General features: G+C 69.1%; 39 protein-coding genes. 11 read left to right on the plus strand and 28 right to left on the minus strand.

The annotated features are described in order from the left end of the window. Nucleotides 1–9: 9 nt before the first annotated feature. From ACN269_RS27355 to pyrE, 3 genes are read left to right on the plus strand one after another with little or no spacing between them, the layout of a single operon-like run. Nucleotides 10–579: an RNA polymerase sigma factor gene (locus ACN269_RS27355; RefSeq protein WP_421475117.1), complete on the plus strand. Its 570-nt coding sequence runs from the start codon at nt 10–12 to the stop codon at nt 577–579. Nucleotides 580–597: 18 nt separating this feature from the next. Beyond that, complete coding sequence (locus tag ACN269_RS27360; RefSeq protein WP_421475118.1) at nt 598–1,566, plus strand: CU044_5270 family protein; 969 nt, start codon at nt 598–600, stop codon at nt 1,564–1,566. A gap of 29 nt (nt 1,567–1,595) precedes the next feature. Continuing rightward, nucleotides 1,596–2,120: an orotate phosphoribosyltransferase gene (pyrE, locus tag ACN269_RS27365; protein WP_421475119.1), complete on the plus strand. Its 525-nt coding sequence runs from the start codon at nt 1,596–1,598 to the stop codon at nt 2,118–2,120. Nucleotides 2,121–2,295: 175 nt separating this feature from the next. Here the strand turns inward: pyrE and ACN269_RS27370 are convergent, their stop codons facing one another. Then, on the minus strand, nt 2,296–3,408 hold the full coding sequence (locus ACN269_RS27370; protein WP_421475120.1) for an FAD-dependent monooxygenase: 1,113 nt from the start codon (nt 3,406–3,408) through the stop codon (nt 2,296–2,298). A gap of 138 nt (nt 3,409–3,546) precedes the next feature. Here ACN269_RS27370 and ACN269_RS27375 point away from each other — a divergent pair, with 138 nt between their 5' ends. After that, nucleotides 3,547–4,482: a DUF2332 domain-containing protein gene (locus tag ACN269_RS27375; protein ID WP_421475121.1), complete on the plus strand. Its 936-nt coding sequence runs from the start codon at nt 3,547–3,549 to the stop codon at nt 4,480–4,482. Here the strand turns inward: ACN269_RS27375 and ACN269_RS27380 are convergent. Continuing rightward, entirely contained in the window at nt 4,458–5,417 is a 960-nt protein-coding gene (locus tag ACN269_RS27380; RefSeq protein WP_421475122.1) for a MerR family transcriptional regulator, read from the minus strand. The two genes, ACN269_RS27375 and ACN269_RS27380, sit on opposite strands and share 25 nt — an antisense overlap. Nucleotides 5,418–5,467: 50 nt before the next feature. Between ACN269_RS27380 and ACN269_RS27385 the strand changes: the two genes are divergently transcribed. Then, the gene (locus ACN269_RS27385; protein ID WP_421475123.1) at nt 5,468–5,722 is read left to right on the plus strand and encodes a DUF5522 domain-containing protein; all 255 of its coding nucleotides are present in this window, start codon (nt 5,468–5,470) and stop codon (nt 5,720–5,722) included. An 88-nt stretch (nt 5,723–5,810) separates the two neighbouring features. Continuing rightward, the gene (locus ACN269_RS27390; RefSeq protein WP_421475124.1) at nt 5,811–6,359 is read left to right on the plus strand and encodes a hypothetical protein; all 549 of its coding nucleotides are present in this window, start codon (nt 5,811–5,813) and stop codon (nt 6,357–6,359) included. Nucleotides 6,360–6,372: 13 nt separating this feature from the next. On the opposite strand, the gene ACN269_RS27395 is transcribed toward ACN269_RS27390, so the two are convergent. Continuing rightward, the gene (locus tag ACN269_RS27395) at nt 6,373–7,071 is read right to left on the minus strand and encodes a metal-dependent transcriptional regulator (protein WP_421475125.1); all 699 of its coding nucleotides are present in this window, start codon (nt 7,069–7,071) and stop codon (nt 6,373–6,375) included. A gap of 30 nt (nt 7,072–7,101) precedes the next feature. Here ACN269_RS27395 and ACN269_RS27400 point away from each other — a divergent pair, with 30 nt between their 5' ends. Beyond that, nucleotides 7,102–7,359 (plus strand): hypothetical protein, encoded by a 258-nt coding sequence (locus ACN269_RS27400; protein WP_421475126.1) that lies wholly within the window; start codon nt 7,102–7,104, stop codon nt 7,357–7,359. After that, nucleotides 7,352–8,803 (plus strand): recombinase family protein, encoded by a 1,452-nt coding sequence (locus ACN269_RS27405; RefSeq protein ID WP_421475127.1) that lies wholly within the window; start codon nt 7,352–7,354, stop codon nt 8,801–8,803. Before ACN269_RS27400 ends, ACN269_RS27405 begins: the two co-directional genes overlap by 8 nt. Before the next feature lie 126 nt (nt 8,804–8,929). On the opposite strand, the gene ACN269_RS27410 is transcribed toward ACN269_RS27405, so the two are convergent. The 20 genes from ACN269_RS27410 to ACN269_RS27505 form a co-directional block, all read right to left on the minus strand. Then, nucleotides 8,930–9,322 (minus strand): hypothetical protein, encoded by a 393-nt coding sequence (locus ACN269_RS27410; RefSeq protein ID WP_421475128.1) that lies wholly within the window; start codon nt 9,320–9,322, stop codon nt 8,930–8,932. Next, complete coding sequence (locus ACN269_RS27415) at nt 9,319–9,849, minus strand: hypothetical protein (RefSeq protein ID WP_421475129.1); 531 nt, start codon at nt 9,847–9,849, stop codon at nt 9,319–9,321. Before ACN269_RS27415 ends, ACN269_RS27410 begins: the two co-directional genes overlap by 4 nt. Next, complete coding sequence (locus ACN269_RS27420) at nt 9,846–10,163, minus strand: hypothetical protein (RefSeq protein ID WP_421475130.1); 318 nt, start codon at nt 10,161–10,163, stop codon at nt 9,846–9,848. Before ACN269_RS27420 ends, ACN269_RS27415 begins: the two co-directional genes overlap by 4 nt. Then, entirely contained in the window at nt 10,160–10,900 is a 741-nt protein-coding gene (locus ACN269_RS27425; protein ID WP_421475131.1) for a ribonuclease H-like domain-containing protein, read from the minus strand. The genes ACN269_RS27420 and ACN269_RS27425 overlap by 4 nt, the downstream gene beginning before the upstream one ends. Continuing rightward, nucleotides 10,897–11,412: a hypothetical protein gene (locus ACN269_RS27430; protein ID WP_421475132.1), complete on the minus strand. Its 516-nt coding sequence runs from the start codon at nt 11,410–11,412 to the stop codon at nt 10,897–10,899. Before ACN269_RS27430 ends, ACN269_RS27425 begins: the two co-directional genes overlap by 4 nt. Then, the gene (gene thyX / locus ACN269_RS27435; protein WP_421476595.1) at nt 11,409–12,089 is read right to left on the minus strand and encodes an FAD-dependent thymidylate synthase; all 681 of its coding nucleotides are present in this window, start codon (nt 12,087–12,089) and stop codon (nt 11,409–11,411) included. Before thyX ends, ACN269_RS27430 begins: the two co-directional genes overlap by 4 nt. Before the next feature lie 8 nt (nt 12,090–12,097). Further along, nucleotides 12,098–12,505: a deoxycytidylate deaminase gene (locus tag ACN269_RS27440; protein WP_421475133.1), complete on the minus strand. Its 408-nt coding sequence runs from the start codon at nt 12,503–12,505 to the stop codon at nt 12,098–12,100. Continuing rightward, nucleotides 12,502–12,969 carry a hypothetical protein gene (locus ACN269_RS27445; RefSeq protein WP_421475134.1) on the minus strand — a complete coding sequence of 156 codons (468 nt, stop codon included), beginning with the start codon at nt 12,967–12,969 and terminating at the stop codon, nt 12,502–12,504. The genes ACN269_RS27440 and ACN269_RS27445 overlap by 4 nt, the downstream gene beginning before the upstream one ends. Nucleotides 12,970–12,982: 13 nt before the next feature. After that, nucleotides 12,983–13,606, minus strand: a complete 624-nt coding sequence (locus tag ACN269_RS27450; RefSeq protein ID WP_421476597.1) for a toprim domain-containing protein — start codon at nt 13,604–13,606, stop codon at nt 12,983–12,985. Further along, nucleotides 13,488–13,805 carry a CHC2 zinc finger domain-containing protein gene (locus ACN269_RS27455; protein WP_421476598.1) on the minus strand — a complete coding sequence of 106 codons (318 nt, stop codon included), beginning with the start codon at nt 13,803–13,805 and terminating at the stop codon, nt 13,488–13,490. Before ACN269_RS27455 ends, ACN269_RS27450 begins: the two co-directional genes overlap by 119 nt. Nucleotides 13,806–13,912: 107 nt before the next feature. Further along, on the minus strand, nt 13,913–14,395 hold the full coding sequence (locus ACN269_RS27460) for a hypothetical protein (RefSeq protein WP_421475135.1): 483 nt from the start codon (nt 14,393–14,395) through the stop codon (nt 13,913–13,915). Beyond that, nucleotides 14,392–14,832, minus strand: a complete 441-nt coding sequence (locus tag ACN269_RS27465; protein ID WP_421475136.1) for an endonuclease VII domain-containing protein — start codon at nt 14,830–14,832, stop codon at nt 14,392–14,394. The genes ACN269_RS27460 and ACN269_RS27465 overlap by 4 nt, the downstream gene beginning before the upstream one ends. 127 nt (nt 14,833–14,959) lie before the next feature. Then, nucleotides 14,960–15,208, minus strand: coding sequence for a hypothetical protein (locus tag ACN269_RS27470; RefSeq protein ID WP_421475137.1), 249 nt, complete (start codon nt 15,206–15,208; stop codon nt 14,960–14,962). Further along, entirely contained in the window at nt 15,205–15,390 is a 186-nt protein-coding gene (locus ACN269_RS27475) for a hypothetical protein (RefSeq protein ID WP_421475138.1), read from the minus strand. The genes ACN269_RS27470 and ACN269_RS27475 overlap by 4 nt, the downstream gene beginning before the upstream one ends. 12 nt (nt 15,391–15,402) lie before the next feature. After that, nucleotides 15,403–16,200: an AAA family ATPase gene (locus ACN269_RS27480; protein WP_421475139.1), complete on the minus strand. Its 798-nt coding sequence runs from the start codon at nt 16,198–16,200 to the stop codon at nt 15,403–15,405. 1 nt (nt 16,201) lies between these two features. Then, entirely contained in the window at nt 16,202–16,660 is a 459-nt protein-coding gene (locus ACN269_RS27485; protein WP_421475140.1) for a hypothetical protein, read from the minus strand. Next, the gene (locus ACN269_RS27490; RefSeq protein ID WP_421475141.1) at nt 16,660–17,133 is read right to left on the minus strand and encodes a hypothetical protein; all 474 of its coding nucleotides are present in this window, start codon (nt 17,131–17,133) and stop codon (nt 16,660–16,662) included. The genes ACN269_RS27485 and ACN269_RS27490 overlap by 1 nt, the downstream gene beginning before the upstream one ends. Beyond that, nucleotides 17,130–17,399 carry a hypothetical protein gene (locus ACN269_RS27495; RefSeq protein ID WP_421475142.1) on the minus strand — a complete coding sequence of 90 codons (270 nt, stop codon included), beginning with the start codon at nt 17,397–17,399 and terminating at the stop codon, nt 17,130–17,132. The genes ACN269_RS27490 and ACN269_RS27495 overlap by 4 nt, the downstream gene beginning before the upstream one ends. Beyond that, complete coding sequence (locus ACN269_RS27500) at nt 17,396–18,352, minus strand: hypothetical protein (protein WP_421475143.1); 957 nt, start codon at nt 18,350–18,352, stop codon at nt 17,396–17,398. The genes ACN269_RS27495 and ACN269_RS27500 overlap by 4 nt, the downstream gene beginning before the upstream one ends. Next, on the minus strand, nt 18,352–18,576 hold the full coding sequence (locus ACN269_RS27505; protein WP_421475144.1) for a hypothetical protein: 225 nt from the start codon (nt 18,574–18,576) through the stop codon (nt 18,352–18,354). Before ACN269_RS27505 ends, ACN269_RS27500 begins: the two co-directional genes overlap by 1 nt. 321 nt (nt 18,577–18,897) lie before the next feature. On the opposite strand from ACN269_RS27505, the gene ACN269_RS27510 reads away from it, so the two are divergent. Both ACN269_RS27510 and ACN269_RS27515 read left to right on the plus strand, forming a co-directional pair. Then, nucleotides 18,898–19,263 carry a hypothetical protein gene (locus tag ACN269_RS27510; RefSeq protein WP_421475145.1) on the plus strand — a complete coding sequence of 122 codons (366 nt, stop codon included), beginning with the start codon at nt 18,898–18,900 and terminating at the stop codon, nt 19,261–19,263. Between the two features lie 112 nt (nt 19,264–19,375). Then, a complete protein-coding gene (locus tag ACN269_RS27515) occupies nt 19,376–20,770 on the plus strand; it encodes a hypothetical protein (RefSeq protein ID WP_421475146.1) in 1,395 nt (464 codons plus the stop codon). A gap of 55 nt (nt 20,771–20,825) precedes the next feature. On the opposite strand, the gene ACN269_RS27520 is transcribed toward ACN269_RS27515, so the two are convergent. Continuing rightward, a complete protein-coding gene (locus ACN269_RS27520; protein ID WP_421475147.1) occupies nt 20,826–21,284 on the minus strand; it encodes a hypothetical protein in 459 nt (152 codons plus the stop codon). A 61-nt stretch (nt 21,285–21,345) separates the two neighbouring features. Here ACN269_RS27520 and ACN269_RS27525 point away from each other — a divergent pair, with 61 nt between their 5' ends. After that, nucleotides 21,346–21,582 (plus strand): hypothetical protein, encoded by a 237-nt coding sequence (locus ACN269_RS27525; RefSeq protein WP_421475148.1) that lies wholly within the window; start codon nt 21,346–21,348, stop codon nt 21,580–21,582. 47 nt (nt 21,583–21,629) lie between these two features. On the opposite strand, the gene ACN269_RS27530 is transcribed toward ACN269_RS27525, so the two are convergent. Genes ACN269_RS27530 through ACN269_RS27545 form a run of 4 tightly spaced genes read right to left on the minus strand, consistent with a single transcriptional unit; the run spans nt 21,630 to nt 24,453 of the window. Continuing rightward, nucleotides 21,630–21,911, minus strand: coding sequence for a hypothetical protein (locus ACN269_RS27530; protein ID WP_421475149.1), 282 nt, complete (start codon nt 21,909–21,911; stop codon nt 21,630–21,632). 8 nt (nt 21,912–21,919) lie between these two features. After that, on the minus strand, nt 21,920–22,732 hold the full coding sequence (locus ACN269_RS27535; protein ID WP_421475150.1) for a M15 family metallopeptidase: 813 nt from the start codon (nt 22,730–22,732) through the stop codon (nt 21,920–21,922). 10 nt (nt 22,733–22,742) lie between these two features. Then, the gene (locus tag ACN269_RS27540) at nt 22,743–23,060 is read right to left on the minus strand and encodes a DUF2746 domain-containing protein (protein WP_421475151.1); all 318 of its coding nucleotides are present in this window, start codon (nt 23,058–23,060) and stop codon (nt 22,743–22,745) included. Between the two features lie 7 nt (nt 23,061–23,067). After that, nucleotides 23,068–24,453, minus strand: a complete 1,386-nt coding sequence (locus ACN269_RS27545) for a fibronectin type III domain-containing protein (RefSeq protein ID WP_421475152.1) — start codon at nt 24,451–24,453, stop codon at nt 23,068–23,070. Nucleotide 24,454: the final 1 nt, after the last annotated feature.

A 24,454-nucleotide genomic window follows, 5' to 3' on the forward strand; every position in this document is an offset into this window, starting at 1 on the left:
GGACGGCCTGTGAACGAGCCGAGCCGAGCCGATGACGACATTTCCGCGATCGGGGTTGATCCAGCGGCCTTCGAGGTCTTCTACCGGCGGCACCTGGAGGCGGTGGGCCGCTTCGTGGCGCGGCGGGTCGACGACCCACATCTCGCTGCCGACCTGACCGCCGACGTGTTCCTGGCGGTGATCGAGTCGGCGGCCGGCTACCGGCCGGACCGCGGTAGCCAGATCGGCTGGCTGTACGGGGTGGCCCGCCACGTCATCGGCGACGAGCGGCGACGGGCCGCCCAACGCCTGCGGGTGACCGGCCGACTGGCCGGACGACGGGACCTCAACCCCGACGACATCGCGCGCATCGAGGAGCGGATCGACGCCGAGTCGGCGGCCCGCCGCACCCACCGGGCACTCAGCGAACTCCCCGAGGGCACCCGGACGCTCGTCGAACTCGTCGCCGTGGACGGCCTCACCGTCGCGGAGGCGGCGTCAGCGCTCGGGATGTCGCCGGTCGCCGCTCGGGTCCGGCTGCACCGCGCCCGCCGCCTCGTCCGCGCGGTGCTCGCCCGCCCGGTCACCACCCTCGCCTGAGCTGAGACGGAGCTGACGATGAACACGACTGAACGGTCGCCGCAGGGTTTCGAGGAGCAGCTTCTCCGGGACCTGAGCGCACACGTCGCCCAACGGGCCGAGCTGGCGTCGGCGGGCCGTACGGCCGGACGCCGTACCCGATTCCTGCGTGGTTGGCGTCTGGCCGGAGCGGCCGGGATGGCGGTGACGCTGACCGCCGGTGCGCTGGCGGTCCAGACCATGAGGTTCGGCGACCAGTCGCCGCCCAGCGCCAGCGCGTCGGAGATCTTCCACCTGGCGGCCGACGCCGCCCGGCAGCAGCCGGAGCTCACCGCCCGCCCCGAGCAGTACGTCTTCATGGAGTCCCTGGCGACGATCCGCGACCTGCCGGACAGCGGTCCGTACCGGACGACCCGGAACCAACTGTGGCAGTCGGCCGGTGGCGTCGCGTATACGCAGGCACGCTATCGACCGGAGAGCGACCCGAACGGATGGGGCGAGCTCACGGTCCTCCGCGAGGAGGATCCGGCCGACCCGGAGAAGGAACTCGACGCGTTTCCGCCGCCGGCGTACCACGGCGACCTGCCCACCGATCCGGACGAGCTGCTTCGCTACCTTCGGGAACACCCGGTCGACCTGCATCTACCCGAAGGGGCCGACGAGAAGGCCGTCTACGGGAGCGAGAGCATGCCGTACACGACCGCGCGGTCGATGCTCTACGGCGGCTACGTGCCGCCCCGAGCGCGAGCGGCACTGTTCGAACTGCTGGCACGGCAGCCGGGGGCAGTCGTCATATCAGGCGACGTGGTGGACGCCGCAGGTCGGCACGGGGTGGCGATTCGGATGCCCGGTGTGATCGGTGGTAACGATGACTTCCTCTTCGACCGGGACACCCATGCCTTTCTCGGCACCCGAACATCGTTGGTACGCAACGGCAAGGAGTCGATGTACGCCGCAATCGCGGTACTGCGTATCGCCATCGTCGACCGACCGGGCCAACTGCCCTGACCCGTACGGGTCTTTGCGAGGCTGACGGTATGACTTCTCCCCTTGCGGATCGCGTCTACGAAACGTGCCACCTGACCGGGTCGTTCCTCCTGCGCTCCGGTCAGACGAGCGACGAGTACTTCGACAAGTACCTGTTCGAGGCGGAGCCGGGCCTGTTGCGGGAGGTGGCCGAGGCGATGGTCGTCCTGCTGCCCGAGTGTGACGTGCTGGCGGGAATGGAGATGGGCGGCATCCCGATCGCCACCGTGATGTCGCAGCTGACCGGGCTGCCGACCGCGTTCGTCCGCAAGCAGGCGAAGGAGTACGGCACCGGCAAGGCGGCCGAGGGCAGCCCGGTCGACGGCCGGCGGGTCGTGGTGATCGAGGACGTGGTGACCACCGGCGGCGCGTTGCTGGCGTCGTGCCGGCAGCTACGGGCCGCCGGCGCGAAGGTCGACTCGGTGGTCTGCGCCATCGACCGGGAGCAGGGCGGACGGGAAAATTTGGCGGCCGAAGGGCTGCGGTTGGATGCCGCACTCACCCGTCGTGACCTCGAATCCTCCCTCCCGGGCTGAGTCGTCGGACAAGTCGGCTGCGATGCCCCGTGGCGCTGTCGGACCCGCCCCGGCAGGACGACGAGTGGAACCGTCCGCGGGCTGGTGATCGACTCGACATCGGCGAAGTGGGGGTGTCCTGCGGGCCTGACACCGCCACCTCGCCGACCTCGTGTTGAGGAACCCCCTCGCGGGGTCAGGGTTGCGCGAACAGGGGGCCGTAGTTCGACCGGAACATCTGCTCGCCGAGGCGGCGCAGCACCAGGTCGCGCAGGGCGGGCGGGAGGCCGGTGGCCTTGTCCCGGCGGTGCGTCTGGCTGAGCACCCAGTCGGTGCGCGGGCGCCGACGCGCCTCGAAGGCTCGCAGCGCCTCGGTGATGGAGTCGGCGGCGGTTAAGGAGGAGGCGAGCACGACCGCGTCCTCCAGGGCCATCGCCGCGCCCTGGGCCATGTTCGGCGAGGTGGCGTGGGCGGCGTCGCCGATCAGCAGCACCGGACCCCGCGACCAGGAGTCGAGGACGACCTCCTGGTTTGGGCCGGCGTGCAGGGTGCTGTCGTCGTGGTCGAGGGCCTTGAGCATGATGGCCGCCGGCTCGGTGAACGACGCGGCCACGTCGTCGCGCCAGCCGGGCCGGTCGGCCACCGGGCCGTCGTTGTAGTAGCAGTACGTCTGCTCGGCGCTGATCGGGATCGTCAGGAACTGCCTGCCCCGACCCAACTGCACCGACCAGAACGGCTCGTCGTCGATGCGGGGAGCGACCCAGCGGTACGCGTACTGGCCCAGGTCGCGGGCCGCCTGACCGTCGAAGGCGAGCCGACGCACCGTCGAGTGCACCCCGTCCGCGCCGATCACCAGGTCGTACCGTTCGGTGCTGCCGTCGTCGAACCCGACGGCGACCCGGTCACCCTCCGGGTCGAACGCGATCGGGTGGCGACCCCAGCGGATCGGGGCGTCTCCGACGCCGGCCACCAGGGCCCGGTGCAGTCCGGCCCGGGGCAGCGACAGGCACGGGCCGACGCCCTGCCAGAGCGCGGTCACGTCGATGTCGAAGAGGCGACGTCCGCGCTGGTTGGCGCTGCGCTGCCGGGTGATCTCCACGGCGACGTCGGCGACCTGCTCGCGCAGACCGAGGACGTCGAGCACCCGGGTCGCGTTGCCGGTGAGGTAGATGCCGGTGCCCGAGGCGGTCGGCCCGGGCGTCCGCTCGACCACGTCGACCGTCGCCCCCCAACCGCGCAACGCGACGACCGTCGCCAGCCCGGCGATGCCCCCGCCGACGATGAGTACCCGGACATCGTTACCCCGCACGACATGTTCCCTTCCGCTGCGCAGGCCGGCTGAGCTGCTGCTCAACACCTCGGCCGCCGCAGCACTCTAGAAGGAGGGTGAGTCGGCGCACGGGTACGGGGGCTGAACGACCGGCCAATGGACTGCGACGATGAGGCCATGACAACCGCCGAGGCGTACGTCGAGTTCGCCCGCCGCGAGGCACACGGGGTCTCACCGACGTACGAGCGGCTGTCGTACGCCGTCGCCGACGACCACGACCTGCTCGCCCTGCTCGACGGGCTCCCGCCCGCCAAGCGCCAGCCGAACCTGCTGTACGGCGTGGTCCGCTGGCTGGGCGGCCCGGTCGACGATCCGGGCGCGTTCCACGAGTACGTGCGGACGCACTGGCCCGCCATCGAGACCGAGTTGCTGAGCAGGGCCACCCAGACGAACGAGGCGGGCCGGTGCGCGGTGCTGCTGCCGGTGCTCGCCGCGCTGCCGCAGCCCCTCGCCCTGCTGGAGGTCGGCGCGTCCGCCGGGCTCTGCCTCTACCCCGACCGGTACGCCTACCGGTACGGCGGGCACGAGGTCGGCGACGGTGTGCCCGTCCTGGAGTGCACGGTCAGCGGGTTGACGCCACCTGGGCGCGTACCCCGGGTGGTGTGGCGGGCTGGCCTCGACCTGAACCCGCTCGACGTGACCGACCCCGACGACGTGTCCTGGTTGGACGCCCTGATCTGGCCGGAGCACGCGCACCGGCGGGCCCGGCTGCGCGCGGCGGCGGCGGTTGCCGCCGCCGACCCGCCGCTGCTGGTCCGGGGTGACCTGGTGGACGACCTGCCGGCGCTGGCGGCCCGTGCGCCGGCCGACGCGACGCTCGTCATCTTTCACACGTCCGTGCTCTACCAGGTGCCCGCCGCGCGTCGGGACGCGTTCGTGCGGCTGGTCGGTGAGCTGCCGGGGCACTGGATCGCGAACGAGGCCCCGGAGGTGCTGCCCCACGGCGGGCTGCCCGACTCGCCGGACGCGACGCTGCACAACGTGCTCGCGCTGGACGGCAAGCCGCTGGCCTGGACCCGGGGCCATGGTCAGGCGATGACCTGGTTCGGCTGAGAGCCCGCCGCCAACGACATTCGGGCACGCAGGGCCCGGACGAACCAGTCCACGGCCGGCGCGACCGGGCTCCCACCCGACCAGCCGTTGATCACCGACAGCAGGTCGAGGTAACGGTCCCGGCGGGGGTCGTTCGCCAGGACCAGCCGGTCCAGCAACCGCTGGCGCAGGTCGGCGTCGCCGGCGAGGCCGTGCAGGCGGGCGTACCGGTCGGTGACCGCCGCGACCACCGGCTCGGCCTCGTCTCCGCTCGGATCGAGACCGGCGGCCAGGGCGGCCGCCGCCCCGTGCCGGACCAGGGCGACGGCGTCCGGGCGGGGGAGACCGGGTACGTCGTTGTCGGTGGCGTGTTGGCGGGCGAGCCGCCGCATGCTCGCCCGGAAGGCGGGGTCGCGGCACAGCTCGGCCAGCTCGATCCACGCTTGGATCTGCTCGGCGCTGGGATCGTCGGGCAGCTCCGGCGTCATCGAGACGAGCACCCCGGGGTATGTCGGCGGGTCGCCGGCGAAGACGCTGTCCAGGAAGTCGTCCACCAGCTGCGTCCGTTCGTGGGCGGTGAGCTGGGCCAACCGGTGTAGGTCGTCGACCTCGGACGGGCCCGCCCCGCGCCTCGCCGCAACGGTCAGCACCGCCTGACGCAGTCGCAGCACGCGGATCTGCGCGGCCAGCGCCTCGGCGTGCGTGGCGGCCACCTCGTGCAGCGGCACCTGGCGATCCACCACCCGACGGATGGCGGCCAGGTCCACGCCCAGCTCCCGTAACGTCCGGACGAGTTCCAGCTGCGCGACCGCCGCGGCGTCGAAGAGCCGGTAGCCGGCCGGGCTCCGGTCGCTCGGCGGGACGATCCCGTGGTCGGCGTAGAAACGGATGGTCTTGACGCTCAGTCCGGTGCGCCGGGCCAGCTCGCCGATGGTGTACCGCTCGTCGCCGCTCATGCCCCCACCCTCACGTCTCCCGCCACGGGAGACTCAAGCAGACTGGCCCGGTGAGCGGAGAGCGACGACCCCTGGCTGGCCGGCCGCTCACCGAGCCGCACCCGTCCCGCCTGCCGCCGGAGCACCCGGACCGGGCCCGGATCATCGCGGCGCACGACGCCGCACTGGCCGCCGGACAGGCCGGCTATCCCGACCCGGTGACGGGTCTGTTCGTGCTCAGCGCCGCCTTCCTGGCCCGTCGCGGCACGTGCTGCGGACGGGGGTGCCGGCACTGCCCGTACGTGGACGATCCACCCTCGGAATGAGGACTTTCGCCAGACCCGGACACCCCGTACGGTTTCCGACGGACATCCGGCGGGCCCCTTCCGCCGTCGGTCGGGGAGAGGGTGAAACGTGCGCGGGCGGATCGTGTTCGCCGGGCTGGCGGGCCTGCTGGTGAGCGGCTGTGCCGCCGAGGCCGAGCCGGTGGCGGTGCCACCACCGGCGCCGGTTGCCCTGGACGTGGCGGCGGCCTCGTCGGGTGGGGCCTGCCGGCTGCTGGACTTCACGGTGATCGAGCAGACCGTCAAGGCGCGCTTCGACGTGGCGGCGGCCAGCGAGCGGAACGACACCCACACCTGCGTGGTCCGGGCCGAGCGCGCGGCGCTGCCGGAGCTGATGCTCAGCGTGTCCGAGACCGGCATCGACAAGTCCACCTTCAGCGCCGACGTGGTGCCCGCCAAGGCGACGAAGGTCACCGGCCTGGGCCAGCTGGCGTACCGGCGTACCGTCGCCGCGACCGGCGGCTACGGGCCGGTAGCCGAGGTCGGTTGGCTGGCCGGCGACGGACGTCTGGCCAGCCTGACCTGGACCGGCGCCCGGGGGACCGAGCGCGCGGCGGCGGACAAGATGGCCAACAACCTCGTCGCGTTGGCCAAGAAGGTGGACACCCGGGCGCTGTGACGCCCGCGTCCGGTCAGCTGGCGGCGACGAAGACCCGGGAGGCGACCTCGCGGGGCAGCCGCACCCGGTCGCCGGAGCGGTCGATCGACACCCCGTCGCGCTCCTGGGCCACCGTCACCGTGGCCCCCGGGTCGACACCGGCGGCGTGCAGCTGGCGCAGCACGTCGGAGTCGGTCTGCACGCTCTCGCAAATCCGGCGGACCACGACCGGCCCGGAGAGCCCGGGGAAGGCCAGGTTGCGCTCGCCCTCGCCGGCCTCGCTGGCCGGGGCCTCGGGAGAGCCCAGCTCCTCCAGGCCCGGGATCGGGTTGCCGTACGGCGAGCGGGTCGGCCGGTTCAGCAGGTCGTACACCCGCTTCTCGACGGCGTCGCTCATCACGTGCTCCCAGCGGCAGGCCTCCTCGTGGGCCTCCTCGTAGGGCATCCCGATGACGTTGACGAGCAGCAGCTCGGCGAGGCGGTGCTTGCGCATCACGGAGACGGCGGTGCCCCGGCCGAGCGCGGTGAGCGTCAGGTGCCGGTCGCCCTCGACGGTGAGCAGGCCGTCGCGCTCCATCCGGGCCACGGTCTGGCTGACGGTGGGGCCGCTCTGCTTGAGGCGCTCGGCGATCCGGGCACGCAGCGGCGGCACTCCCTCCTCCTCCAGCTCGAGGATGGTGCGCAGGTACATCTCGGTCGTGTCGACGAGTGAGTGGCTGTTTATCTTTATCACCTGTCAGCGAGGAACGAACCGGAGGCTCCAGTGTCGCACGAGCGACCCCGCATCATCCACTACACCCGCCCGGCCATGGACGACAGCGCCCCCGAGGGCCTGGAGGCCCAGCAGGACGCCACCGCGCTGGCGGCATGGGAGCACGGCTACGAGTGGCGCCCGGCCCGCGAGGGCGAGGCCGCTGATCTGCTGACGCAGCAGGAGGCGGCCGAGCGCTTCATGCTGGAGAACGGACTCCCCGTCGACATCTACACCGAGGACGACGACCCGGAGGACGACCGTGGGTGACGTGCCCCTGCGGTGCGGCATCTACTGCCGGATCAGTGAGGACCGGGAGTCCGAAGAGAAGGGCGTCACCGACCAGGAGGCCGACTGCCGCGAGCTGGTGGCGTCGCTCGGGTGGCAGGTGGTCGACGTCTTCATCGACAACGACCTGTCGGCCAGCACGAAGGCGAAGAAGATCAGGCCGCGGTTCGAGGAGATGATGCGCCAGGCTGAGGCCGGCGTGCTCGACGTGCTCGTCTCGCTCAGCAACAGCCGGTTCACGCGGCGGCCCATGGAGCTTGAGCGGCTGATCACGCTGCACGACGCCAGGGGCACGCTGCTCTACACGGTCAAGAGCGGCAACGACGACCTCTCGACCGCCGATGGGCGGATGGTGGCCCGGATCAAGGCGGCGGTGGACGCTGCGGAGGCTGAGCGGACCGGAGAGCGTGTCGCGCGGGCCGCCAGGCGGCGTCGGGAGGCCGGCGAGCTGCACGGTGGCGCGCGGACGTTCGGCTACGTGCACAAGTCGCCGCTCGGCTATTGCCAGGAGATTGACCCGCTTGCCGAGAAGGCGCTCCATGCGGGCAAGGACGTCCTGCTCCGGACCGGCAAGGTGTCCAAGGTCCGCAAGCTCTGGCAGGAGATGGGCGTCCTCACTCCTTTCGGGAAGGAGTGGGAAAACGACGGCAACGTGGCCCGGACCCTGCGTAACCCCCGCATCGCCGGCCTGGTGGCGCACGATGACGAGATCGTCGGGCCGGGCAACTGGCCCGCCATCTTCACCCGAGCCGAGCACGAGGCCATCGTCGCGGCTCTGGGCACGCGGGGCGCGAAGGGCAAGGGTGGGCCGCCGAAGGCCCGCAAGTACCTGCTGACGGGGTTCATCTTCTGCGTGTGTGGCAACCCGATGTCCGCGCAGGTCTACATCCCCCCGCCGGGCAAGTCCGGCGGCTACAGCCGCTACATCTGCATCAAACAGCGGGGTGGATGCGGCCAGGTCTCCCGTCAGCTTCCGTGGCTGGACGCCGTGGTCCGGGAGTGGGTGTGCGGTGCCATTGAGGGCCGCCTGAGCGTCCCTGAAGGCGAAGAAGGGACCGACCCTAACCCAGCCCTGGAGGCGAAGATCCGGGAGCTTGAGGCCGAGATCAAGCGGGTCCAGGGCGGGCAGCGTAAGGGCATCTACACCGACGACGAGGCCCTTGAGGAAATCATCCCGATGCGGCAGCAGATCCAGGCGCTGCGTTCCGAGCAGGGGGACCTTGCCAAGCAGGCCGCGCTGATCCCGGTCGACAGGGAAGAGGAACTAGAAGACTGGCTTGACGATGATCCGGAGAGCTTGTACGAGCGCATCGCGATCTTGGGGCGCTACGTGAAGCGGATCATCGTCAAGCCAGTCGGGAAGGGCGGCAGCAACGGGGTTGACGGGCCGCCGATTGACGCGGTGGTTATCGTGCCTCGCGGCTGAGCCTGTCCCTGCGGATGGCTCGAAGCAAGGCAGTCACCTCGGCGTCTCGCTGAGGATCAGGGTGGTTCCGAGCCCACTCCCGGCCAAGCTGGCGGAAGTGGGCTCGGACGCTTTCAGGGATCTCGCTCACAGGGGCGCCGCAGCCGGGTCGTCGTCGTCGTGGGGCTCGAAGATGATCTCCCCGGTCTCCATGTCGCAGTAGTGCTCGATGCGGGCCTCGAAGAACGCCATGACGGCGAGCGCCCACTCCTCGTCGGTCATGTCCTCGGCGTCCGGGGCGACGCTCAGGAAGTCGACCTTCACGTAGTCGAGCAGGAAGCGCAGCGCGACCTTCAGGTGGCCGATGGCCGTGGCCCGGCTGCCGAAGCCCGCGTCGAGAGCGCTGGCCGCCGACGTGACGTGGGCCATGACGCCATACATGATCGCCCTCTGGCAGGAGTTGCAGGCTTCCATCGGCTCGTTGGTGCCGGTGACTCCGGCGAGGTGGCCGATGATCTCCGGGGGAAGCTGGTCAGTCATGCGCTCTGTCCGTTCAGGTAGTCGGCGATGGCGAGGTGTCCCGCCCGGAGGCGCAGGCCCACGGCCTGCCGGCTGACGCCCTGCAACAGGGCGATCTCTCCTTGGGTGAGTCCGAAGTTGTGGCGCAGGCTGAGGGCCTGTGCGATGACGTCCTGGCGGTGCGCGAACGTGGCCTTCCAGGCCCTCGCGAGGTCCAGGGCCATCACGTGCGCGTCGGTCTCGCGGGTGTTGCTGCTCTGGCGTGCTGCCGGGTTGGTGCAGGCGCACCGCCCGCACTGGTCGTGGCCGCCGTGGCGGTGCTCACAGACCTTGTGCTCGCCGTCGACCGTGCAGCCCTCGCGGAACTCGTCGGTCTCGCAGTCGTGCGTGCAGGTGCCGACTCCGCGCCGGCAGCGATCCGCGGCTGCCTCCCGGCTGGTCCACGCGGCGTGCCCGAACGCAGTCGGGAGCATCACCGCGACCAGCTCGGGGGAGTACCGGCCCCTCCAATCCAGGGATCGGTAGGAGCCGGGAACCCCGACGCTCATGCGCGCTCCAGCGCGGACAGGTAGACGGTGGCGCTTGCGCGCGACGCCCCGTACTTGACCCGGCCGTTCAGCTCTTGCGTGAGCCGGAACGTCAGCAGCCGGGGGTCGAGCCCCTGGAGCCGTTCCTTGGTGGCGACGAGGATGAAACCCTCCTGGCGCATGTCCTCGTACTCGGCGAGCATGTTCACCGCGTTGTCGCCGTACTTGCCGGCGACGATGCGTGCCGCCGCCTCGATCGCTGCGACCGTGGCCGGCTCCAGGACCGAGTCCCAGTCGGCTTCGTTAGCACGTCCTTTGTTAGCAAGTTCGGTCACGATGCGCTCCTCACCTGGGTACCGGAAACTCGGGTACTCGACCTGGACCAGGCGCCGCACGCCCGGCACTGCCACCGCTGGTACTTGCCGAGCTGCGTGTACGCGTGCCCCTCGCGCCGCAGGTCGTCCTTCCCGCACTGCGGGCACTTCTCGTCGCTGCCCTCGCTGTGCAGCCGCGCGTTCGGCGCACCCGGGAGCCAGCCGCTCAGCCGGTCGTGCAGCTCCTCCAGCAGCACGACGTCCCGCTTGTTGTACTGCTCCATCTCCGCCCAGGCCGACGCCTCGTTCGCCATGCAGCGAACCCAGAGGTTGAAGCCGGCGTGCTTGACCTTGCCCTCCAGGCCCAGCGCCTCGCTGACGTGCGCCAGCTTGTTGCTAGGAAAGCGGAACTGCTTGCGCACCTGAGTGAGCAGGTCGAGCTGCGCGTACGGGGCCGGCGGCTTCATGCTGTTCAGCACGAACTCCCGGTTGAGGTGCGGGATGTCGAACGCCTTGCCGTTGTAGTGCACCACCAGGTCGGCGGCACTCAGCGCGGCGTGCGTCTCGTCGAGCATTCCGCGGTGACCCGGGGAGTGGTCGCTGACGAACGTGACCTTCTTCTCGCCGCGCCACTTCCAGGAGACGCTGAGCACCTGGCCGGTCTCCACCAGCCGCTCCAGCGGGATGTTCTCCCGCCAGAGGCTCCAGACGTACGCCAGGTTCGGCGACGTCTCGATGTCCATGTAGAGGGTCTTCACGCCGGCACCACCCGCACGATGTTCTTGACGTTGTGGATCGTCACGGGCGGCGTCGCGGCCTCGTACTCCTCGACGTAGTCCTTCAGGACCCCCTGCCGATACGACGCCTTGTACTGGTTGCGGGCAGCCCAGGCCGCGTCGTTCTCACCTCGGTAAGAGTAGGCGCTCCAGGTGACGACGAGCGGGTGGCGCTCGTCCAGCTCCCTCTGCGTCAACACCTCGCCGGTCTCCCGGTGCGTGTAGATGGAGCCCCGCTCGACCTCCCAGTGCTTGTCGCTAGCGTACGGGTCAATGCCCTTGCCGGTCCGCTTGTCGCGGTAGCGGGTGCGCTGGTAGCTCGCGCCCCACCGGGCGCCCTCCATGCGCTCGATGCTCGCCGTCTTGCCGTTGTACGACAGCAGCTTGCCGAGCACGATCTGCACCGAGCGGCCCGACATTTGCGGGTAGACCACGATGTCGCCCGGCGCAATGACGTTGCCGGCCACGTCGGTTAGCAACTGCTGCTCGCTCATGCGGGCACCTCGAAGTCCTGGAAGGTGTTCGGGGCGACCCGCTTCAGTTCGACGAGGATGCGCTTGGCCACCTCGTAGAACTCCAGGTCCGCCAGCGGCTCGCCCTGGGCGTTGGTGGCCAACCTCTTTGTTAGCAAGTCGCGCCAGGCGCGCAGGTTGCCGGTGACGAGGATCTTCGTCTCGGTGCCGCCGGGCAGGACGTGACGGGCCGCCTGACGCGCCTGCTTGCGGCCCTGCCCCTGCTCGGTCAGGTTGTCGACCAGCGTCCCGTAGGCGTCCTGGGCGTCCTCGACGACCTCGTCCATCCAATAGCGCGCCGGACGGGTGACGCTCGCCAACCCGGGGTGCGCGACGAAGCCGAGGGCGTCCACGTACCGCTGGCTCACCTCGCTGAAGCTGAGGTGCCGGTGCCGGATCAGCTCGTGGGTGAAGTTGCGGGTGACGCCGTCGATGTAGAACGACGCGCTGGAGTGCTCCAGCACCGAGTAGTGACCCTGTCCGAGGATGTTGGCCAGGTAGCCCTGGTTCGTGGCGGTCGCCGGGTTGGGCCGGTTCCACGACAGGTAGCACAGCCGGCCGCCCTGCTCGCCCAGGTCGTCGGCGTCGGTGACGTCGAACGGGGCGTGCGGCTGGTAGCCGGGGATGTCGTCAACCATGATGGTGCGGGCGATCAGCATGACTCGCATCAGGCGGTCCACTCTCCTTCGGGCCAGACGATCCGCTCGACGCCGTGGAGCATCAGCGCGGCTTGGCAGTCGTGGCACGGCTGCCGGGTTACATAGCAAGTGACGGCCTGCTCGGTGTCGGGCAGGAACAGCAGGGCGTTCATCTCGGCGTGCGTTGCGATGCACTCGCTCGGCCCGCTGTCGTACGGCGTGTAGGGCGGGCACTCGTCGTAGCTGAGCTGACCCCGGGGGCAGGCGCCCTCCAGGCAGCCTGGCTTGCCCGGCAGGACGCCGTTGTAGCCGGTGCCGCAGATGGAGCGGTTGGCTCGCACCAGAACCGCGGCGACCTGACTGCGGGTGCAGTCACCTCGCCGGAGCGCCGCCTGAGCGATGCCCATGAAGTAGTCGTCCCAGTCGGGTCTGCTCACTGCTGCGCCACCGGGACCGGCAGCAGGTCGAGCAGGAACAGCGCGTACGCGAGCACGGGCTCGTGCCCGACAGCACCCGCGCTCACCAGGGGGCCGGACGAGCGCAGATCCTTGGCGACGGCAGCCGCGAGGTTCAGTGCCTCCACCCGGGCCGGGTCGAGCGCGCCCGGCTGAGCGGCAGCCGTCAACGCGGCTTCGTGCTCCTCGCGGGTGACGAGCTGGTGGTCGTCGATCGCGTCGGTGCGCCCGTTCTGGTACGCCTGGGCCAGGTCGTCGGCCGCAGCCGGGCTGAGCGGGCGAAGGGCGGCAACCAGCTCGGCCACCTGCGTTGGCGGCAGGTAGACGGCCGAGACATCGCCCGCTCCCTCCCGGGTCACGAACGCGACGTCGGGGTGGTCGCTGGAGCCGTAGTCCTCGACGGTCAGGCAGTCGCCGTCGTTGTCGGTGTACTCGAAGATTCGCATCATGGTGCCCCTCTCATCCGACCAGGGCGTACAGCCCGGCCGCGCCCTGTGCTTGGTAGGTCTCGGTCACGTCTCCGATGCGGAGCTGGACGCCGCGCGCCTGCCGCATCGCTCGGGTGATTTGCGCGGTGAACCGGGCGCCCGCGTCGTCGGGGTCTCCCCAGACCCAGACTCGACTGAAGCCGGCGAGCATCCGGCGGTGGTGGTTCTGCCATCCAGACGCGCCAGGGATGGCCACCGCAGGCAGCCCGACCTGGTTGAGGATCATCGCGTCGAACTCGCCCTCGCAGACATGGATCTCGTCGTCGGCGAGGTGGATGGCCGGGACGTAGAAGACCCGGTTCGGCTCGCCTTCGAGGGACATGTACTTGCCGTGGTCGTGCTGTTCCTTGACGCCCGGAACCCCGACGTTGCACCGGGGGCTGAGGCAGCGGAAGCGGACGCTGACTGCCTGGTAGTCGTGGCGCAGGTACGGGATCGCTAGCCAGCCCGCGTACTGCCCGTGGCCCGGCGCCGGGTCAACGACGACGCCAAGACGGTTTGTAGCTGCCGTTTCCCGGCTTATTCCCCTTCGCAGGAGGAACGCTGCGGCGTCCGAAGTAAGAGCCGCTTGATACCGGCTGATCGCTTCGTCCAGCGCCTCCCGCTGCGAGTCCGAGGTCGGCCGCAATGGATCGCGCTCGGCCAAAGGTCACCCCCTCTTTCAGCATGATCAATGTCCAGACGTCGCCACCTTCGCCGCAGCCGTGGCAGTTCCACAGGCCCTCGTCCAGGCGAACCGAGCAGCTTGGCGTCTTCGAGCTGCCCTGTTCTTCGTGGATCGGGCACCAGACCATCTGCCTCGTCTTGGGCTTGACGGTGACGCCGTAGTGTTCGAGCACCGCCTCCAGGGAGGGCCGGTCATCGTCGGCCGGCTCCTCCCTGGCTCGCAGTCGCCAGGCGGTCACGACGACTCCTTCTTCCGGGTCGCCCTCGCCTTCGGCTTGGCCTGTGCGTACTTGCCGCACGCCCCGTGCCGACCGCACACGACGCAGTAGCCCCGGGCGGAGCCCTCCATGCTGTGTGCGTAGGCGGGGTGGCCACACCCCTCGGTGGTGCAGAAGCCGAAGCCGCCGCCGGCCCGCTCGTCCACCGTTCCGCCGAGCCCTCTGACCTTCACGACACCCCACCTCGCGGGGTCACTCGGGAGCAGAGAGCCCTGCCACTTGGTGCCGAGAGCCTTGGCCTCGGGCTCGCTGGCGAACGGTCCGAACGCCAGCGAGCCGTCCCCTGTGCTAACCCCCAGCACGTACCAGTCGCGGAACCAGAGCATGTCCACGACCTCGCGGATCAGGGCCTTGGCCATGTCCTCGGCGCTGTCGAAGTCGTCAGACTCCAGCAGGTCGATGACCGGCTGAACCTCCTCCTTGCGGGGGGTGAACCTCACGGTTGCCTCCGCTTCGGCCTGCGCTTCACCTTCGGTCGCCCGGGGGCGATGACGGTTCGGCCCAGCGCTCGTGTGGCCGGCGGCTCCCGTAGGTAGTCGGCCATCCGTTGCGCCTTGGTGTGGTCCTTGAGCCGGCCGATGAGGCGGGTGTTGCAGTAGGGGCAGAGGATGCCCCGCACTGGCCCGGCCTGGCCCTTGGCGTGCTCGTGGTCCAGGTGGAAGACCTCTTCGGAGCCGTCAGGCTTGGTCCGCGGCTTGCGCTCGCAGATCCCGCACCCGCCCCCCTGCTCCTCAAGAATCCGGTCCCATTCGGCGAGCGTGATGCCGTAGACCTTCGCGATCCACGCCGCCCTGCCGGCCTGCTTCTGGCAGATCGCCGAGCAATATTTCTTCTGGCGGCCCGTGAGCAGCCCGCCGCAGACGACGCAGTCGGTCACCGCAGCAGGAGCAGCGCCGCGCTGCCCGCGCCGCACAGGAGGCCCAGGACGGCGACGGCCCCCAGGACGCTCAGCGCGATCACCATGTCGGCCTTGGTCGGCTTGTTGGGTTCCATAGCAAGTCCCTTCAGAGAATGACGGAGAAGAGGTCGTCGCCGACGGCCAGATCGACGCTGTCGAACTGCCAGTCGCCTTCACGGGTGACCGCGTCGTCCACCACGGCGGCCCTGACGTCCAGCGGAGAGATGTCGTGGAAAGCGGTCTCGACGGCGAACCCTGCGGAGAACCCCTCCTCGGGCAGCTCGACCACCACGTCCGCGTACACCTTCTTCACGAAGGTGACGACATAGGTCCGCGTCTTCGGCTTGCCGCTCATTCGCAGTCCCCCTCCGGCCCGTCTTCGTCCCAGCAGTCGATGTCGTTCCAGAGGGCCTGGTTCATTTCCCAGTCCCGCGTCTTGTCGTCCATGGAATTCCACTCGTCACGCGAGTAGCCGGTGTCGTACTCGTATCCATAGGTGATGTTGGAGAAGGCCGAGAACTTGAGAACGACGCTCAAGGTGTGTCCTCTCTACCGTGCGTGAAAGCGGGTCAGATCCGGCTCTGCGCGCAGAATCGCGTAGCTTCTCGCCGTGGGGTCACTCGGCCCCATTCGCTGCTTGATGCAGGCGATTTTGTAGGCCAGGGTGTGCGGGTCCAGGGCCACCGAAAGCGATAGCTCCGGCTTTTCCGAAAGCCCGCCCTTGACCTCGTTTCGCCCTGGCGGGTCGTAGGGCGCCTGCTTGGCGTCCCATGACTTGTCCGACGCGTGGTGCAGCAGGACCGTGGTGGCGCCGGTTTCCCGGGCGAACGCCGTGGCGTTGCTCATGACGTTCATCTGGACCGTGTAATCGGCCTCAGCGCCCTCAAAATCCATCAGGTTGTCGTAGACGACCACCTGCGGATAGCTGTCGTGCAATTCCACGTACGCCTCAAGCTCCTGGTCGACCGACTGCCAGTCGAGCTGACCAAAGGCGAACGTGATAGGCACGGACTCGATAGCGTCCAGGGCCTCCTGTCGCGCCCGGCCACCGCTGAGCATCCGAATCTCGATGGACTCGGTCGTCTCACCGAGGAACATGCTCGCGATTCGAGACGACGCGGTGAATGGCGACATGTCGGCCGAAAAATAGAGCGTGGGAAGGCCCATTTGGGCAACCCACCAGAGCGCGAAGCCGCTTTTCTGAGTGCCACTGCGGCCGGCGATCATTACCACTTCGCCGTGCCGGGGCCGGACCCCCATGTCGTACAAGGGTTGGAGGTCCGGCACCCGGGGCAACTCGCGGCCCGACTCAGCGTGCAGGCTGAGCGATCTGCCGGGCGTCAGCAACTCAGAAGTCCGGCACCGCCGACAGGGCGGCCTGGAGCTTGGCCTCGCGCGCCTCGTAGTAGGCCGCCGCCTTGTCGTAGTCGGCGTCGCGCGGCTGGCGGAAGACCCAGCTCTTGTTACCGCCGCCCTTGGGCTGGTAGTGCAGCAGGGTGGCGATCAGGGCCGGCGAGCTGTCGCCCGTCTTCTTGGCCTCCTCCATCAGCTCCTTGAGGTCCCGGGCCAGGACGGTGGCGTTGATCTCCACCACCTCGACGGAGCTGGGCTCGCCCTTGTCCAGGGCCTCCTGGGTGCGGAAGACGGTGACCTTGGTCTTGATGTGGTCGCGCGGGCCGAACTTGCCCTGCACGCCCTCGCGGATGCCCAGCGGCTCGAACAGCAGCGCGGGGTCCGCGCCGTGGTTCTCCGGCTTGAAGAACGGGGGGAGGTTGCCGCCGACCGAATCCTTCTTAGCAAGTGCCATTAGTTGCCACCCTCCTTGAGAGACTTACCCTTCGCCCGCCAGGCCGCGTCCACGACCTCGTTCAGCGGGTTGTGTTCCACCCAGAAACGCTTGAGCTGGTCGACCGACGTAGCGGCCTCGATCTGGTCCAGCAGGGCCCTGTTCGGGTCCGCCGGAGCCTGGTCCGCGGTGGCGGCGGCAGCCGCGATCCACGGGTCGTTTCCAGTCGTCTCGGCCGGCGCCGAGGTGCTGCGCACGACGCGCCCACCCAGCTCACGGCCGACGTTGGCCATCGCGCGAAAGAGCTGGTTGGCGTTGTGGATCGCCTCGACCAGCGTGAGATCGCCCTCCAGGCCGAACGCCTCGACGATCCGGTCCCGCAGCATCGCGGCCGAGCTGCCGCGCAGGATCAGCCAGGGCTCCTCGTAGCCCTTGCCCGCCTTGAACGTGACGACATGCGAGCCGCCCTCGTCCTGCCAGGGAGTGTCAGTCACTCGTTCTCCTCAGTGTCGTTGTCCTTGAGCCAGATGCCGATGCGCCGGCTGGACCCGATGGGGATGCCTCGCCGCCTCAGCTCCCTCGTGCGGAAGGAGAGGTAGGCGTAGCGGTGGTCATCCGGGTCGCCACCGAGGCGCCGGAACAGCTCGACCTGCCGCACGGCGCGCTGAGGCCCGTAGTGACCCCCGTCGCGCAGGGCCGCCAGCAGCTCGTCGGCAGTGATGTCCGTGACCTCGCGAAAGGTCGTCGCAGGTGCGCTCACTCGTCGTCCTCGCCTTCCTCGGCAGCTTCGTACCGCATAGCAAGTGAGCCCGTAGGAGACGGGTACGGACGGAACGCCTTGCGCCCCCGGGTCCGAATAGCCCTGACCTCCCGGGCCAGCAGGAAGCCGTCCCAGCCGAGCCGCAGGTCCACCCACATCACCTCGCACGTGCCGGTGCCAGCCGGCGCGTTGATGATCAGCCCCCAGTTCAGGTTCAGATCGTCCGGCCACGGCGTGCGAACGCCGGTCGCCGGGTCGTACATCTCGCCGTGGCCGTAGCCGGAGAGCTGCATCGCCATCTTCAGGCCGCCGTAGTCGACCCGGCCCGTCTTGAGGTCCGTGATCAGGTGGCCGGCTGGCTCCAGGCCGTCCGGGTCCGGGCCGGCATAGAAGCTCATCCGGTCCGGGGTGCCGCCCACCTTGAACTCGTCGAGCACCGCGAAGTGCTCGATCTCCTTGATCTCCAGGTCGAGCGTCGCCAGCACGTACGCGGCGATGTCGGCCCGATCCTCGGCGGTGGCCTTGTCGGGGAGCGCTTCGCCCTTGTCGGCGTACTCGCTCAGCTCGTGCAGCCAGTCGCCCTGCTCGGCCTTGGCGTTTCCTCCGGCCACCTTGTGCAACCGCTCCGCGATGGCGTTGAGCTTGGCCTTGTCGCCAGCGGCGTCCGCCCGCAGCACCTCCGCCACCAGGTCGTCCCGCTTGCCATCAGGCAACATAGCAAGTCCGACCAGGACGAGTCGCTTCCCCCATTTCTGAAGGTTGCTCTTGTCCTCCAGGCAGTCGATCCAGGTCGTCATCCGGGTGTACGCCTTGAGCTTGGCGTCCAGGTCCGGCTGACCGTCCTCGCCCAGCGGAATGATCAACGGCTGCTGTCTGCCGTTGCGCGGGACGTCGCGGTTGCCGCCGGCCCCGCGCGCCCGCTCCTTGTGAGCGTCCAGCTTGACCAGGGCCATTACCAGCCGCCCTTTCGCGCCAGCGGGACCATGTAGCGCCCCTGCTCGTCTTCCCCGAACTCGTCGCCGGTCTCATCGGGGTCCAGCTCCTCGAATCCCGCCTCGTCCACAAGGGCCAGGGCGTCGCGGATCTCGTCCGCGCTGGCGTCAGGATGAACGAACATCCAGCCTTCGCCCCCCTCGTGATCGAGGTCGACACTCACGTGCTCGACCAGGTCCTTCATCGCACCACCAACCTCTCGGTGACTTGCTAGAAAACCGTAACAGCCGAATCCGACAGGTGTCGCGGGACCGCCCAGAGGTGTCGCGAAGTCCGTGCTCATGCCGTGCCCCCGTTGTTGATCAGTGATTCAGGGGCATGACGGTAGAGGCGGGCGTCACATGCTGTCCACAGCCGTGGACGAGTTACCCACAGGTATGGACGAACGGTTGGAACCGGCAGCCGCCCGTCCACATCCGTGGACGAAGCATCCCCCCTGGTGGACGCGGCTGTCGCGGGACGGCTATGGTCGCCACGCCCCGCACGACGAGTTTGGGAGCACGTTTTGCCTGATCATGAGCTTGCGAAGCTCATCAACGACCGACGCCGGGACAAGGGGGAATCCTTCGAGACCATCGCCGAACGGGGCGGCGACGACATCTCGAAGTCCTACGTCCACAAGCTGGCCACCATCGAGCGGCCGGCGATGCCGAAGCCCGAACAGATCACGGCCCTCGCGGTAGCCCTGGAGCTGCCCGAGGACGTGGTGCTGCGCGCTGCGGAGAGGTCGGCCGGCTACCACACCTACGAGACGGAGACGCCCGACACGAAGACCCGCATCCTCATCGCGAACATCGAGAAGCTGACGCCCGAGCAGCAGGCGTCCGTCGCCGCGCTCGTCGAGCATCACCTGCGCTCGCTGGACCTCTGAAAAATTCTCACCATTCGGCCACTGTTTGACGGCAAGATCCACCCATAGCATCGACCGGCACCACACCTGACCAGCGAGAACCCGCCAGCCTCTCTGCAACAAGGAACGCAGTGTGAAGATCGTGCAACGGCACACCGGAGCCACGGCTGTGCCCGTCCCAGACCTGGGAGTAATTCTCGTCGACCCCGGCATCGGCCACGACACAGCAGTCAACGCCATCAGGGCGGTCCTGCCCGGCGCCCATCCTGACGCCATCGAGCACTGGGTGGAGGCAGTGCTCCCCACCATCCCGCCGGCAGCGGTCATGCTGCCGCCGGGCGCACGCCAGTACCGACACACACCGCCGGCAAGCCTCAAGCCGGGACGCCACCGCCACCACCGCGAGCGGCGGCAACTTGGGGGCAAGGTGGCCAAGGTCGGCGTTCGCGTCGCATCGCTGGTCGCCGCCTCGCTGATCGGCGCGATCCTCACGCCGATGCTCTCTGGCCAGGGCGTGAACCCGGTCTCTGCTGCCGCCGCCTGGGACAACCCGGTCTTCGAGTCGATCCAGTCAGGCTCGGACCTTCATTGCGCGGACGTCGAAAGCGCAGACCTCACCGCGGCCTGCGTCGCGTCGGACGGCACTCAGATACGCGTCGAGGCGTCCGTTGGCCCGGACTCGTTGACCTTCTCGTTCATCTACACCGACGCGAACGGGAAGCGCCAGCGCAACATCCTGCGGGTGTTCAGCTCGCCCGAAGGGCTCGAAGGCTGGAGGGCCACGATCGGGTCAAGCGATATCGGGCCGATGCGCCCGAGCCTCGTGCAGGGAGAGCGGTGGGCGCTCTACGGCACCGATAAGACCCGAATCATGCGGTGGGCTCGCGGGCTGGACGAGAAGGTGGTCTTGCCGGCGGACATGGCGGAGGCGGCGTTCGCGATGAAGCTGCTGACCCCGCCAGGAGAGCCGGCCCCGACCGACAAGCCGTTGACCGTGGGCGACCTGGTCCAACGTCAGGCCGTACGCATCATCGTCGGCGACACCACGCTCTCGCGCGCCGACCTGGAGCCCCTGGGCGAGCCCGCAACGGTGCCGCCAGCCGTTCCGCTGCCGCCAACTATCGGACCCGTGGTGCCGTCAGTGCCAGCGCCGCCAGTGACGCCACCAGTGACGCCGCCAGTGACGGTGCCGAGTGAGCCGGCCAAGCCGCCGGTTACAGCACCAACCGAGCCGGCCAAGCCGCCCGTAACCGAGCAGCCACCCATCCCTCCCGTAACCGAGCAGCCGACCGAGCCGCCCACCTCGGAGCAGCCCACCGACGAGCCGGAGCAGTCGCCAGAGGATGAGCCGGCGCAGTCGCCGGATGATGAGGCTCCGGTCGACGAGGCCCCGGACGAGAGCGAGCCGGACGATCCGCTGAACGATCCGGTCGACGTCCCCGACGACACGCCCACCCCGATCCACGACGAGGTGGCCAACCCGCCGGCTCCGCCGATCTACGCCGAGATGCTGCGCGCCGCAGCCTGAGACGCGAGAAAGCCCCCGGCTCGTCAGGCCGGGGGCTTCCGCTTAGCTCGCTGGGTTACTCGCGTGACCCGCGTGCGCGGGTGACCTTCTCGGGGACGCGGATCAGGTCGTTGTCGATCCCTGGTCGGCGGGGGACCAGCCACCAGCCCTGTGGGGTGTCCGGGTCGTAGTGAACGACCGCATCCTCCTCGCGCACGTTCCGGAGCCAGCTCTCAAGCTGCTTCATCCGCTCGGCCGGGATCGGCTGACCGGCCCGACGCCGGGCCTCGGTGCGCAGCATCTGGAGCATGTGGTTGAGCCGGTGCTCGCGCTTGACCGCCCACGGGATCAGGGAGGCGTCGCGCACGGCGCGCTTCTCCAGGCCGAGCTGCGAGCGCCAGTTGGAGATGGTGCCGTTACCGATCTCGATGTCGTACTTGCGCTTGTACTCGCTGATGATCCAGGAGTACGGCTTGCGCTCGTTCTCGTACCACCGAATGAACTCGTCCCTGTTCACGAGTTTGCTGACGGTCACGGCACCTCCTAAAATCGGACACTAAGGTTGATGCTAAGCGATACATAGACAGGATAGCAAGTTGAAGATTGAGGTTCGTGTCTGCGACGTCTGCAAAGACCCTACATTGCAAGTCGCGACGTACACGGTCAGTGTGGGCGACAAGACCGGCACGACCGACCGCTGCGGCCCCCACGGGGCCGAGTTGAAGGCCATCGCCGAGGGCACGCCGCCGCCCAGGCCCAGGCCCAGGCGGCGCGGCAGCCGGGTCGCCAGCATGGACGAGGTCGAGGCCGCCAGGGTGCCCAACGAGCGATAAGCCCCGGCCACCCGCGAGGGGCAGCCGGGGTCACCGTCTGGGCTGAGTTAGGCGTCCGAGCCCTCGGACGAGCTGGCCGACAGCCACGGCACGAACCTGTCGATGAACGCGTTCACCGCCGGCAGCGCCATTACCCGGGTTACCAGGGTGGCGCCCGCCACGACAGCGGCAGCCGCGCCGGTCAGGTAGGCGTACATGTTGGCAGGGAGCGCGCCCTCCAACTCGACCATGGCGATCGGAACGATCACCAGCAGAACCGTGCATGCCGACACGAACGCCTGGAACGCGGTACGGATACGACGCCGCCGGGCGTCAAGGTCGTTGGTCACTGAACTCCTTAGAACTTGCCGGTGTTGAGCCGGCGCTGAATGGCCTTGACCAGCTCGGAGACCGGGGCGGACATGCGACCGTCCCGCTCGGTGCCCAGGTAGCCCTGAAGGGCGTACGTGGTGAGGTAGTAGCGGCCGTCCTGGCGAATGCCCTTGCCGTCCACGTCGATCTTGTGACCCTTGCTGCGCAGGAGGCGCTGGACGGCCTTGACCAGGGAGCTAACCTCGCTGATCTTGCCGTCGACCGGCGTGCCCATGACCTGCTGCCAGCGCTTGATGGTGGCTGGACCCAACTTGCCGTCGACCACGAGCTTCGCCGGCTGGGCCGGGGGCTTCGGGGTGCTCGGCGGCTTCGGGGCCGACAAGCCGCGGATCTTCCGGGCGATCCGAGCAACCTCGGACGCGCCCTTGTTGATCTCGAAGTGCATGTCGTCCTTGCGCCCGGAGTAGTCGCCGCCCCAGCGCACGACGCCTTCGCAGAAGGCCAGGATCTTGCGGATCGCGGCCACCTTCGCGGCGCTGAACGTGTTCGCCCGGCCCATCGGGTGAGCCGGCGCGTTCAGGTCGATCGCCGTGCCGGAGGCGTGGTTCGACAGCTCCTTCGAGCCCTCGATGTTCTTGTAGAAGTAGCCCCAGCATTCACCGTCCTTCAGTGGCTCGACGGTGCGGTGGAACTCGGCCGCTACGTACATCAGGACGGTCTCGACGTCGCCGGCCAGGACGCCCTGCGGGAAGTCGACGTTCGTTCCGGGGACCTTCGGGGACACGATGCGGATCTCGGTCTTCGAGCCGGCGTGCCAGCCGTTCTGGGAAGTGCTCAACAAATACTCCTTAGCAAGTGGGGCGCTGGGTACGCAGGTGGTCGTCGAGCCGGGCGTCACCCGCCGCGCGCTCCATGCGCTCGACCCGCAGGTCTTCACGGAGGCCGGCGATCTCCCTGCTGTGCTGGCGCTGGCCCTGCACGAGGGTTTCGACGCCCTCCAGCACGCGGTCAACGTCGTCGCGCAGGTTCGTCTCGTGTGAGTTGGCCACCTGGTCCCGGATCTGGTTGAGGTGGCGGCCTTGCCGCCTCTGCATCACCTGCGACACCGCGATGGTCGCCAGGCCGAAGCCGCCGGAAACGATGGCGGCTTGAACGATCGGGTCCACTGGGCTCCTAGAGCGGTTTCACAAGGCAGCGGCGCCATTCGTAGCCGCCGGGAACGGCCACCGAGACCCACACGTCAGCTTCGAGCCAGTCAGTGCCGGCGCTGCTGGCCACGCGTAGGCCGGAGGTGGTTCGGGTCGTCAGGGTCGCGCTCCACGCACCCGCGCCGGCCGCGTTGTTCGCTCGCGCCCGGAAGTAGTAGGTGGTGCTGGGAGCGAGGCCGCCGATGTTGCGCGCCATCGTCGTCGAGTTGAGCGATGCCGCAGCGGTGAAGCTGGATGAGGTCGACCACTGCAAGTCGTAATCCGTGATGGTCGCGCCGCCGGGATCTTCCGGCACGTCCCAGGAGACCGCCACCTCGGTTGGCTTGCGGTCGCCGGCCGCCAGGGAGAGCGGCTGCGTCGGGGGTGTCGCGGCGGTGGTGGCGCTGCCCGTCGCGGAGAACGGGCCTTGCTTGCCGTCCGTGTTGGTGGCTCGAACCCGATAGAAGTACGCCTTGGTGTGCGTCAGGCCGGTCACCTGAAGCGACCGGGAGCTGCCCGGCAGGGACGACGACACCAGGCCCACGCTGAACGAGCTGTTGTCGGCCCGCTGCACCTCATACGAGCTGATGTCAGCGCCGCCATCGTCGCCCGGCGCTGCCCAGGAGAGCGTCATGGACGTGCCACCGATGCCGGAGGCGCTGGGCGTGCCCGGCGCGCTCGGGGCGGTGGTGCCCGTGGTGAAGGTCCGGAGTCCGGAGAAGTCCGCCCAGCCGGCGTCGTCGTTGATGGCGCGCACGGTCGCGTACATCGTGGTGCCCTTGGGTAGCCCGGTGGCGCTGTAGGTGGTGCCCCAGTTCGCCACGTCGTTGACGATGTACGGGCCGGCGAAGATGTTCGTGTCGGTCTTGATGATGAACTGCCGCCGGTCCAGTCCCGCGCCGACGTTGCTGGGCGCGGTCCAGGAGAACGAGGCCGTCGTCGGGTCGGAGTCCGTGTGGCCGCTGACCGATGGGGTACCCGGGGTGCCAGGCAGGCGCGGGATGCGGGGGAGTGCCCAGGTGCCGCTGCCCGAGATTCGGTCACCGCTGTAGCCGGTCATGATCCCGTACAGGCTGATGTTCGCGTCACCGGAGCTGTTGTGCGCGATCGTGCGGGTGCCGGACCACACGGCGTGGTCGCGGTCGCGCAGGTCCCCGGTGTAGTCCTTGATCCTGCCGCTGTTCGAGTAGACCGTGACGCCGTTGACCTGGCAGGTGCCGTTGTCGAGCTGCCGGTCGAGAGGGCTGGAGTGGAAGCCCCAGCCGAAGGTGACGTGCACGGTCGACGTGTTGTTCGCGATGCTCTGGCTGGACAGGGACCAGGTGACGTAGATGCCGTTCGACGACGGTCGGACGGTGCCGGAGGTCGCCAAG

Source organism: Micromonospora sp. WMMD736 (assembly GCF_049179015.1).
Lineage (GTDB): Bacteria > Actinomycetota > Actinomycetes > Mycobacteriales > Micromonosporaceae > Micromonospora.

Bases quoted from the DNA above. Each gene is read 5' to 3' on its own strand.
- pyrE (WP_421475119.1), top strand. From the start codon at position 1,596: ATGACTTCTCCCCTTGCGGATCGCGTCTACGAAACGTGCCACCTGACC.
- ACN269_RS27455 (WP_421476598.1), bottom strand. From the start codon at position 13,805: ATGGTCTGGTGCCCGATCCACGAAGAACAGGGCAGCTCGAAGACGCCA.
- ACN269_RS27445 (WP_421475134.1), bottom strand. From the start codon at position 12,969: ATGCGAATCTTCGAGTACACCGACAACGACGGCGACTGCCTGACCGTC.
- ACN269_RS27380 (WP_421475122.1), bottom strand. From the start codon at position 5,417: ATGAGCGGCGACGAGCGGTACACCATCGGCGAGCTGGCCCGGCGCACC.
- ACN269_RS27360 (WP_421475118.1), top strand. From the start codon at position 598: ATGAACACGACTGAACGGTCGCCGCAGGGTTTCGAGGAGCAGCTTCTC.
- ACN269_RS27505 (WP_421475144.1), bottom strand. From the start codon at position 18,576: ATGAAGGACCTGGTCGAGCACGTGAGTGTCGACCTCGATCACGAGGGG.
- ACN269_RS27470 (WP_421475137.1), bottom strand. From the start codon at position 15,208: ATGAGCGGCAAGCCGAAGACGCGGACCTATGTCGTCACCTTCGTGAAG.
- ACN269_RS27375 (WP_421475121.1), top strand. From the start codon at position 3,547: ATGACAACCGCCGAGGCGTACGTCGAGTTCGCCCGCCGCGAGGCACAC.
- thyX (WP_421476595.1), bottom strand. From the start codon at position 12,089: ATGCTGATCGCCCGCACCATCATGGTTGACGACATCCCCGGCTACCAG.
- ACN269_RS27500 (WP_421475143.1), bottom strand. From the start codon at position 18,352: ATGGCCCTGGTCAAGCTGGACGCTCACAAGGAGCGGGCGCGCGGGGCC.
- ACN269_RS27430 (WP_421475132.1), bottom strand. From the start codon at position 11,412: ATGAGCGAGCAGCAGTTGCTAACCGACGTGGCCGGCAACGTCATTGCG.
- ACN269_RS27485 (WP_421475140.1), bottom strand. From the start codon at position 16,660: ATGGCACTTGCTAAGAAGGATTCGGTCGGCGGCAACCTCCCCCCGTTC.
- ACN269_RS27415 (WP_421475129.1), bottom strand. From the start codon at position 9,849: ATGAGCGTCGGGGTTCCCGGCTCCTACCGATCCCTGGATTGGAGGGGC.
- ACN269_RS27410 (WP_421475128.1), bottom strand. From the start codon at position 9,322: ATGACTGACCAGCTTCCCCCGGAGATCATCGGCCACCTCGCCGGAGTC.